Source organism: Streptomyces sp. NPDC090088 (assembly GCF_044747345.1).
Taxonomy (GTDB): domain Bacteria; phylum Actinomycetota; class Actinomycetes; order Streptomycetales; family Streptomycetaceae; genus Streptomyces.
The window spans coordinates 599,848-607,915 of the sequence record NZ_JBIVDZ010000009.1; the positions used below are offsets into that span (position 1 = coordinate 599,848).

At 72.0% G+C, this 8,068-nt stretch carries 8 protein-coding genes and 1 rRNA gene; 2 read left to right on the forward strand and 7 right to left on the reverse strand.

Features of this window, described 5'->3' with window-relative positions; genetic code table 11:
- Window positions 1-14 precede the first annotated feature (14 nt).
- Window positions 15-362: an SCP2 sterol-binding domain-containing protein gene (locus tag ACIPSJ_RS39625; RefSeq protein ID WP_359208740.1), complete on the forward strand. Its 348-nt coding sequence runs from the start codon at window positions 15-17 to the stop codon at window positions 360-362.
- Here the strand turns inward: ACIPSJ_RS39625 and ACIPSJ_RS39630 are convergent.
- The 4 genes from ACIPSJ_RS39630 to ACIPSJ_RS39645 form a co-directional block, all read right to left on the reverse strand.
- Window positions 346-1,209 (reverse strand): ABC transporter ATP-binding protein, encoded by an 864-nt coding sequence (locus ACIPSJ_RS39630; protein ID WP_401353088.1) that lies wholly within the window; start codon window positions 1,207-1,209, stop codon window positions 346-348. The genes ACIPSJ_RS39625 and ACIPSJ_RS39630 overlap by 17 nt on opposite strands.
- On the reverse strand, window positions 1,206-2,243 hold the full coding sequence (locus ACIPSJ_RS39635; protein WP_359208734.1) for an iron chelate uptake ABC transporter family permease subunit: 1,038 nt from the start codon (window positions 2,241-2,243) through the stop codon (window positions 1,206-1,208). The genes ACIPSJ_RS39630 and ACIPSJ_RS39635 overlap by 4 nt, the downstream gene beginning before the upstream one ends.
- Window positions 2,240-3,283, reverse strand: coding sequence for a FecCD family ABC transporter permease (locus tag ACIPSJ_RS39640; protein ID WP_401353091.1), 1,044 nt, complete (start codon window positions 3,281-3,283; stop codon window positions 2,240-2,242). The genes ACIPSJ_RS39635 and ACIPSJ_RS39640 overlap by 4 nt, the downstream gene beginning before the upstream one ends.
- Window positions 3,284-3,398: 115 nt before the next feature.
- A complete protein-coding gene (locus ACIPSJ_RS39645) occupies window positions 3,399-4,427 on the reverse strand; it encodes an HAD hydrolase-like protein (protein ID WP_359208728.1) in 1,029 nt (342 codons plus the stop codon).
- An 83-nt stretch (window positions 4,428-4,510) separates the two neighbouring features.
- Here ACIPSJ_RS39645 and ACIPSJ_RS39650 point away from each other — a divergent pair, with 83 nt between their 5' ends.
- Entirely contained in the window at window positions 4,511-5,794 is a 1,284-nt protein-coding gene (locus ACIPSJ_RS39650) for a DUF1015 domain-containing protein (protein WP_359208725.1), read from the forward strand.
- Between the two features lie 72 nt (window positions 5,795-5,866).
- On the opposite strand, the gene ACIPSJ_RS39655 is transcribed toward ACIPSJ_RS39650, so the two are convergent.
- The 3 genes from ACIPSJ_RS39655 to rrf form a co-directional block, all read right to left on the reverse strand.
- Window positions 5,867-6,724: a hypothetical protein gene (locus ACIPSJ_RS39655; protein WP_401353112.1), complete on the reverse strand. Its 858-nt coding sequence runs from the start codon at window positions 6,722-6,724 to the stop codon at window positions 5,867-5,869.
- The gene (locus ACIPSJ_RS39660; protein ID WP_401353114.1) at window positions 6,616-7,824 is read right to left on the reverse strand and encodes a hypothetical protein; all 1,209 of its coding nucleotides are present in this window, start codon (window positions 7,822-7,824) and stop codon (window positions 6,616-6,618) included. The genes ACIPSJ_RS39655 and ACIPSJ_RS39660 overlap by 109 nt, the downstream gene beginning before the upstream one ends.
- 151 nt (window positions 7,825-7,975) lie before the next feature.
- Window positions 7,976-8,068 (reverse strand): 5S ribosomal RNA (gene rrf, locus ACIPSJ_RS39665); the annotation flags it as partial.

The window sequence follows — 8,068 nt, forward strand, 5'->3', positions numbered from 1 at the left end:
TACCGTCGATCGCGATGGCCACGATCGAGGAGTGCCGCGCCGCACTCGACAAGCTCTCCCACAACATGGGCGGCGCCGAGGGCGACGTCCGCGCGGCCGCCGCCATGGACCGCACGGTGAGCTGCCACATCACCGACCTGGACGTCACCTTCGCCGGCCGGCTCACCGGCGGCCGGATCGACGTGGAGGAGACGTTCCCGGGGCCGCCCCGGGAGAAGGCACAGATCAGGCTGGCCATGGCGGGCGACGACCTGGTGGCCCTGGTCGACGGCGAGCTGAACTTCGCCGGGGCCTGGGGCTCGGGCCGGGTGAAGCTGGAGGCCAACCTGCTGGACCTGTTCCGGCTCAGGAAGCTGTTGTGACCACCGTTGTTGTGACCCGTGCCTTGCGGGCCGCCGGCACCACCAGCGGGGTCCCGGTCTCCGGGTCGTCGATGATCTGACAGCGCAGCCCGAACACCTCCTCCACCAGCTCCGCCGTGACGATGTCGTTCGGGGCGCCCTCCGCGAGGACCCGGCCGCCCTTCAGGGCGATGAGGTGCGTGGCGTACCGGGCCGCGTGGTTGAGGTCGTGCAGCACGGCGACGAGCGTGCGCCCCTGCTCCTCGTGGAGTTCCGCGCACAGGTCGAGGACGTCGATCTGGTGCTGGATGTCCAGATAGGTGGTCGGCTCGTCGAGGAGCAGCAGCGGGGTCTGCTGGGCGAGGGCCATGGCGATCCAGACGCGCTGGCGCTGGCCGCCGGAGAGTTCATCGACGTACCGTTCGGCGAGTTCGGCGACGCCGGTCCGGGCCATCGACTCCTGGACGACCCGCTCGTCCTCGGCGGACCACTGGCGCAGGATGCCCTGGTGCGGGTAGCGGCCGCGGCCGACCAGGTCGCCGACGGTGATGCCGTCCGGCGCGATGGAGGACTGCGGGAGCAGGCCGAGGGTGCGGGCGACCTTCTTCGCGGGCATCGACTGGATGACCTGGCCGTCAAGGAGCACCCGGCCCGCACTCGGCCTGAGCATCCGGGACAGCGCGCGCAGGAGCGTCGACTTGCCGCAGGCGTTGGGGCCGACGATCACCGTGAAGGAGTTGTCGGGGATCTCCACCGACAGCTCCTCGGCGATGACCCGCTGGTCGTAGGCGAGCGTCACGTTCTCGGCGGACAGGCGGTTCACAGTGCTCCTAGGGTTGTTCGTCTCGCCGGTGGGGATCGCGCTCATATCCGGCCCGCCTTCCGCTCGGTGACGAGCAGCCACAGCAGATAGACGCCGCCGAGGACGCCGGTGACCACGCCCACGGGCAGCTGGTCGGCGCCGAAGGCGCGCTGCGAGGCCCAGTCGGCGGTGACCAGCAGCGCGGCGCCCATGCAGAGGGAGGGCACCAGGTTGGGGCCGGGTGAGCGGGTGAGACGGCGGGCGAGCTGGGGCGCGGTGAGCGCCACGAAGCTGACCGGGCCCGCGGCGGCGGTGGCGGCCGCGGTCAGCAGGACGGCCGCCACCATCAGCACCGTCCGCACCCGCTCCACGCGCACCCCGAGGGCGTACGAGACATCGTCGCCCATCTCCATCATCCGCAGGCCGCGCGCGTTGGCGAGGACCAGCGGGACGAGGACGGCGCACAGCGCGAGCAGCGGCCAGACCTGGCTCCAGTCCCGGCCGTTGAGGGAGCCGGTCATCCAGACCACCGCGCGGGTCGCGTCGACCAGGTCGGCCTTGGTGAGCAGATAGCCGTTGACGGCGGTGACGATCGCGGAGACGCCGATACCGACCAGGACCAGCCGGTAACCGTGCACGCCCTGCTTCCAGGCGAGCAGATAGATGGCGAGACCGGTCAGCAGGCCGCCGATCAGGGCGCCGACGGTGACCTGGGTGGCGCTCCCGGACATCAGCACGATGACGACGAGCGCGCCCGAGGTCGAGCCCTGGGAGAGGCCCAGGACGTCCGGGCTGCCCAGCGGGTTGCGGGAGATCGCCTGGAACAGCGCGCCGCCGAGGCCCAGCGAGGCACCGACCAGCAGACCGACCAGGACCCGGGGCAGCCGCAGGTCGTTGACGATGAACTCCTGGCCCGCGGTGCCGTTCCCGAACAGGGTCCGCACCACGTCGCCGAAGGAGATCGGGAAGTCGCCGGTGCCGATCAGCACGACGCTCGCGGCGGACGCGGCCAGCAGCAGCGCGGCCACGACGACCAGCGCGCGCACGTCCGCCCGCAGCGAGAGCCCGCCGGGGGTGCGCAGAGTACGCGTGTTCCTCACAGCTGGGCCGTCCTCCGCCGTCGTACGAGAAGAATGAAGACCGGCCCGCCGATGACCGCGGTGACGATGCCGACCTGGAGCTCCGAGGGACGGGCGACGACCCGGCCGATGACATCGGCGCCGAGCAGCAGCACGGGCGACAGGACCGTCGCGTAGGGCAGGATCCAGCGCAGGTCGGGGCCGGTGAAGGAGCGCACGACGTGCGGGACCATCAGGCCGACGAAGGCGATCGGGCCGCAGGCGGCGGTGGCCGCGCCGGACAGCACGGTGGCGGCGAGCATGGCGAGGGCCCGGGTGCGGTTCAGGTTCGCGCCGAGGGCGCGGGCGGTGTCGTCGCCCATGGCCACCGCGTTCAGCGGCCGGGCGAGGCCCAGCGCGAGCAGGGTGCCGGCCGCGAGGAACGGCAGCACCTGCAGGATCGTGGAGTTCGAGGCCGAGGCCAGCGAGCCGACCGTCCAGAAGCGCATCTTGCCGAGCGCCGCGTCGTCCGTGATCATCACGGCCTGGAGATAGCCGTAGAGCGCGGCGCTGATCGCCGTACCGGCGAGTGCCAGCCGGACCGGTGTGGCGCCCCGGCTGCCGCCCAGGAACCACACCAGCGCGCCCACCGCCGCCGCCCCGACGAAGGCGAACCACACATAGCCGTCGAGGCTGGTGACGCCGAAGAAGGTGATGGCGGTGACGACGGCGGCCGAGGCGCCCGCGTTGATGCCGAGCAGACCGGGGTCGGCCAGCGGGTTGCGGGTGAGCGCCTGGAGCACCGCCCCGGACAGACCGAGGGCGGCACCGGCCAGCAGACCGAGGACGGTCCGCGACAGCCGCTCGTCGACCACCACGTCGCCGTAGGTCCCCGTGTCGTGGAACAGGCCGTGCCAGACCTGGTCCAACGGCAGCTCTTTCGCCCCGATCGCGATGCTCGCCAGGGCGACGAGCACCAGGATCACGACGGAGACGAGGAGCCCAAGGGCCCGGATCGCCCGGCGGCTCGGGGGCGCGGGGGCGGTCTCCGCGCGCTGTTCGGGAGGACTGTCGACCAACACGAGGTTAGGTTAGCCTACCCTCGCATACGGTCTCGATGCCCGGTCCTGTGAACAGCACGGATGCGCGGGGTCGCGGTGGTGCGGATCGGCCAACTCTCGGCAGTGCGGCCGGGGTTCAGAGGCCGAGCCGCGCCAGTGCCTTGCCTCCGTCCAGCTCGCAGGAGCCGTCCCCGGCCGCCGTCCAGGCCGCCGCGCACAGCGCCCGCAGCCCGTCGAGCGGTTCTCCTTCGCCGTTGAGTTCCAACCGGTCCGCACCCGCCGTCGCCGTCCAGCCACCGCAGCGGAACCCGTCCCCCTCCGCGCTGACCTCCGGCTGCCCGGTGAGCAGCCCGCGCAGATCGGCGTCGACATACGTCGGCCGGTGCTGCGGCGGCGCGGCGAGCAGCTGACGCCCGTCGGTGACCCCGGTCAGCACCAGCAGCGAGTCGACCCCGCCGTTGAACGCGCCCTCGATGTCGGTGTCCAGCCGGTCCCCGACCACCAACGGCCGCTTCGCCCCCGTCCGCAGGACCGTCTCCCGGTGCATCGGCGGCAGCGGCTTGCCGGCCACCTGCGGCTCGGCCCCCGTCGCGATCCGGACCACCTCCACCGCCGCGCCGTTGCCCGGCGCGATCCCCCGCCCGCTGGGAATCGTCAGATCGGTGTTGGACGCGAACCACGGCACCCCGCGCGCGACCGCGTACGACGCCTCCGCGAACCGGCCCCAGGCCAGCTCGGGACCCCCGTAGCCCTGCGCGACGGCCGCCGGATCGTCGTCGGCGGACTCCACCGGCTCAAGACCCCGCTCCCGCAGCGCGACCCGCAGCCCCTCCCCGCCGATCACCAGCACCCGCGACCCCGCCGGCACCTGCTCGCTGATCAGCCGCGCGACCGCCTGCGCCGAGGTGATGACGTCATCGGCGCCCGTCGGGATCCCCAGCTCGGTGAGATGCCCGGCCACCGCGTCCGGCGTCCGCAGCGCGTTGTTGGTGACGTACGCCAGATGCATGCCGCCCGCACGGGCCACCTCCAGCGACTCCACAGCGTGCGCGATCGCGCTGCCGCCCGCGTACACCACCCCGTCCAGATCGAGCAGCGCCGTGTCGTACGCCGTGCTCAGGGCCTGTCCGCTGCCCTCGGGACCAGTCCTGACGCCCTGGCTCATCCCATCGCTCCTCGTCACTCTTCGTCGACCCGCCTTTCCCCATCGATCATCCCGCACTCCACTGACACACGTACGATGCCGGGATGAACACTGCAGGTCACCCGGAAGCAACGGAGCGCCGGGGCCTGGAACTCACCCCGTTCCGAGGCCTTCGCTATGACCCCGACCGGGTCGGCAGCCTGGCCGCCGTCACCTCCCCGCCGTACGACGTCGTCGTACGCCCGGACGGCGTCAACCACCTCCAGTCCGCCGACCCGCACAACATCGTCCGCCTCATCCTCCCCCAGGCGGGCACCCCCAGCGCCGGCACCGAACAGGCGGCCGACACCCTGCACCGCTGGCAGGCCGAGGGCATCCTCACCACGGATCCCGAACCGGGCCTGTACGTCTACGAACAGCACGACGGCAACGGCATGCTCCAGCGCGGGGTCATCGGCGCCCTGCGGATCTCGGAGCCGTCGGAGGGCGTGGTGCTGCCGCACGAGGAGGTCATGCCCCCGGTCGTCGCCGACCGCGCGGCCCTGATGCGCGCCACCTCGGCGAACCTCGAACCCCTCCTGCTCACCTACCGGGGCAACGGCGCGGCGGCCGAGGTCGTCGAGGCGACGGCCGCCCGCCCCCCACTCCTGGCCACCACCACGGAGGACGGCTTCCGGCACCGCCTCTGGTCGATCACCGACCCCGCCGAGGTGGCACGTGTACAGTCCGACCTCTCCCACCACCAGGCCCTGATCGCCGACGGCCACCACCGCTGGGCCACCTATTTGCGTCTACGCGCGGAGCACACTTCCCCCAGCCCCTGGGACTACGGCCTGGTCCTGCTGGTCGACACCGCCCGCTACCCGCTGCGCGTCCGCGCCATCCACCGCCTGCTGCACGGCCTGCCCGTGGCGGACGCCCTGAGGGCCGTCGAGGGCCTGTTCCGGGTACGACGGCTCGACGTCCCCCTGCCGAAGGCCCAGGAGGCGCTCGCGGACGCGGCCTGCGCCGGCAACGCCTTCCTGCTGGCCGGCGACGGCACGTTCCATCTCATCGACCGGCCCGACCCGGACCTGCTGGCCCGCACCGTCCCCGCCGACCGCCCGACCGCCTGGCGCACCCTCGACGCGACCGTCCTGCACGCCACGCTCCTCGACCACATCTGGCACATCCCCGAGGACTCGCCCGCGCACATCGCGTACATCCACGACACCGCCGCGACGGTCGCCAAGGCCGAACGCCACGGCAGCACGGCCGTGCTCCTCCACCCGGTCCGCGAGGAGGTCGTCCGCGACCTGGCCCGCCAGGGCGTCACGATGCCCCGCAAGTCGACGTCCTTCGGCCCCAAACCGGCGTCGGGACTCGTGCTGCGGGCGCTCGACGCCTGAACGACCCGGAGGGGCCGAAACACGAGAGGGCAGGCTCCGGTCGGAGCCTGCCCTCTGTGTCACCGCCCGAGATCAGTCCTTCTTGGTGTCGTCCTCGGCATCAGCCTCGTCCTCGACGTCGTCGGCATCGACCTCGACGTCGTCTTCGTCCTCGACGTCGGCATCGACCTCGACCTCGTCCTCGACCTCGTCGGAGGTCTCCTCGGACAGGTCCTCGACCTCGTCTCCGCTCTCGTCCTGGTCCTCGTCCTCGACCAGGGCGTCGACGAACTCGACCCCGTCCAGCTCGGCCAGCCGGTCGGAGGCGTCGGTGCTGCCGTCCCGGTCGGCCTCCACGGCCTTCGCGAACCACTCCCGCGCCTCGCCGGTACGGTCTGCGGCCAGCAGGGCGTCGGCGTAGGCGTAGCGCAGTCGCGCGGTCCACGGCTGTACGGAGCTGGATGCCAGCTCGGGGCTCTGCAGCGTCACGATCGCCGCGTCCAGCTGCCCCATGTCACGCCGGGCACCGGCGGCGACGAGCCGCATCTCGACCTGGCCGGCCTTGTCGAGCTTGTGCACATCGGGGGCACCAGCCATGTCCAGCGCCTTCTCCGGCCGCCCGAGCCCGCGCTCGCAGTCGGCCATCACGGGCCACAGGTCCACGTTGCCCGTCATGCGCCGCGCGGCCCGGAACTCGGCGAGCGCCTCGGAGTACTTCTGGTTCGCGTACGCGGCGAACCCGGCCGCCTCGCGTACGGCGGCAACCCGGGACGCCAGCCGCAGGGCCACCTTGGAGTAGCCGTAGGCACCCTCGGGGTCCTCGTCGATGAGGCGCGCGACCATCACCAGGTTCTTGGCGACGTCCTCCGCGAGCCCCTTGGGCAGGCTCTGCAGCTCCTGCCGCACGTCCTTGTCGATCTCGTCGCCGGTGACGTCCTCCGGGATCGGCAGCCGCTTGATCGGCTCACGGTCGCGGTCACGCTCCCGCTCGTCACGGAAGCGGCCGCCGCCTCGGCGGTCGTCCCGACGGTCATCGCGGCCGCGGTAGCCGCCACCACGGTTGTCGTCCCGGCGACCGCCGTACCCGCCACCGCCCCGGTTGTCGTCGCGACGCGGGCCACGGGGGCGGTCGTCCCGACGGTCGTCACGGCGATCATCACGGCCGCCGCGGAAGCCGCCGCGGGTGTCACGGTCGCCACCACGGTTGTCGTCACGCCGGTCGTCCCGACGGGGGTAGCCGCCACCACTGCGATTGTCATCCCGCCGGTCGTCCCGACGGAAACCGCCACGGTCGTCACGGCGGTCATCGCGACGGAACCCACCACGGTCGTCACGACGATCGTCACGGGGGCGGTCATCACGGCGGTCGTCACGGCGGTCGTCGCGACGGAATGCGGGACGCTCACCACGGTCGTCACGACGGGGACCACGGTCACGGTCGTCACGCCTGCCGTAACCGCCACCACCACGGTTGTCGTCACGCCGGTCGTCGCGACGGGGGTAGCCGCCACCACCACGGTTGTCATCACGGCGGTCGTCCCGTCGGAATCCACCACGGTCGTCGCGGTCGTCACGCCGGAAGGGAGGACGGTCACCGCGGTCATCACGGCGGTCGTCGCGACGGAATGCGGGACGCTCACCACGGTCGTCACGACGGGGACCGCGATCGCGGTCGTCACGCCTGCCGTAACCGCCCCGGTCACCGCGATCGTCCCGCTGGAACGGCGGGCGAGAGCCACGGTTGTCGTCGCGTCGGCCGTAGCCGCCACCACGGTTGTCGCCACCACGGTTGTCGCCACCGCGATTGTCGCCACCGCGATTGTCGTCACGGCGGTCATCGCGACCTCGGTAGCCGCCACGGTCATCACCACGCCGGTCGTCCCGCCGACCGTAGCCACCACCGCCACCGCCACCGCCACCGCGGTTGTCATCGCGGCGGTCGTCACGACGGGCGTACCCACCACCGCGGTTGTCGTCGCGACGCCCGTAACTGCCGCGATCTCCTCGGTCGTTACGGTCCCCGCGGTACCCGCCACGGTCTCCGCGGTCACCACTGTCCCGTCGCCGCTGGTCGCGCTCCGGTCGATCCTCGGGAGAGTTGGTGGACATGGTGACTCCTGTCTTCGGTACCGCAAGCATTGTAAAAACAAAAGGACCCCCGGTCCCAGCTGAACGCTGGTGACCAGGGGTCCTCCAAAGATTGTTCGGCGGCGTCCTACTCTCCCACAGGGTCCCCCCTGCAGTACCATCGGCGCTGTAAGGCTTAGCTTCCGGGTTCGGAATGTAACCGGGCGT

What these genes read in the sequence shown, in the direction of transcription:
- ACIPSJ_RS39630 (WP_401353088.1), bottom strand. Translation starts at nt 1,209, where the DNA reads ATGAGCGCGATCCCCACCGGCGAGACGAACAACCCTAGGAGCACTGTG.
- ACIPSJ_RS39650 (WP_359208725.1), top strand. Translation starts at nt 4,511, where the DNA reads ATGAACACTGCAGGTCACCCGGAAGCAACGGAGCGCCGGGGCCTGGAA.
- ACIPSJ_RS39645 (WP_359208728.1), bottom strand. Translation starts at nt 4,427, where the DNA reads ATGAGCCAGGGCGTCAGGACTGGTCCCGAGGGCAGCGGACAGGCCCTG.
- ACIPSJ_RS39625 (WP_359208740.1), top strand. Translation starts at nt 15, where the DNA reads ATGGCCACGATCGAGGAGTGCCGCGCCGCACTCGACAAGCTCTCCCAC.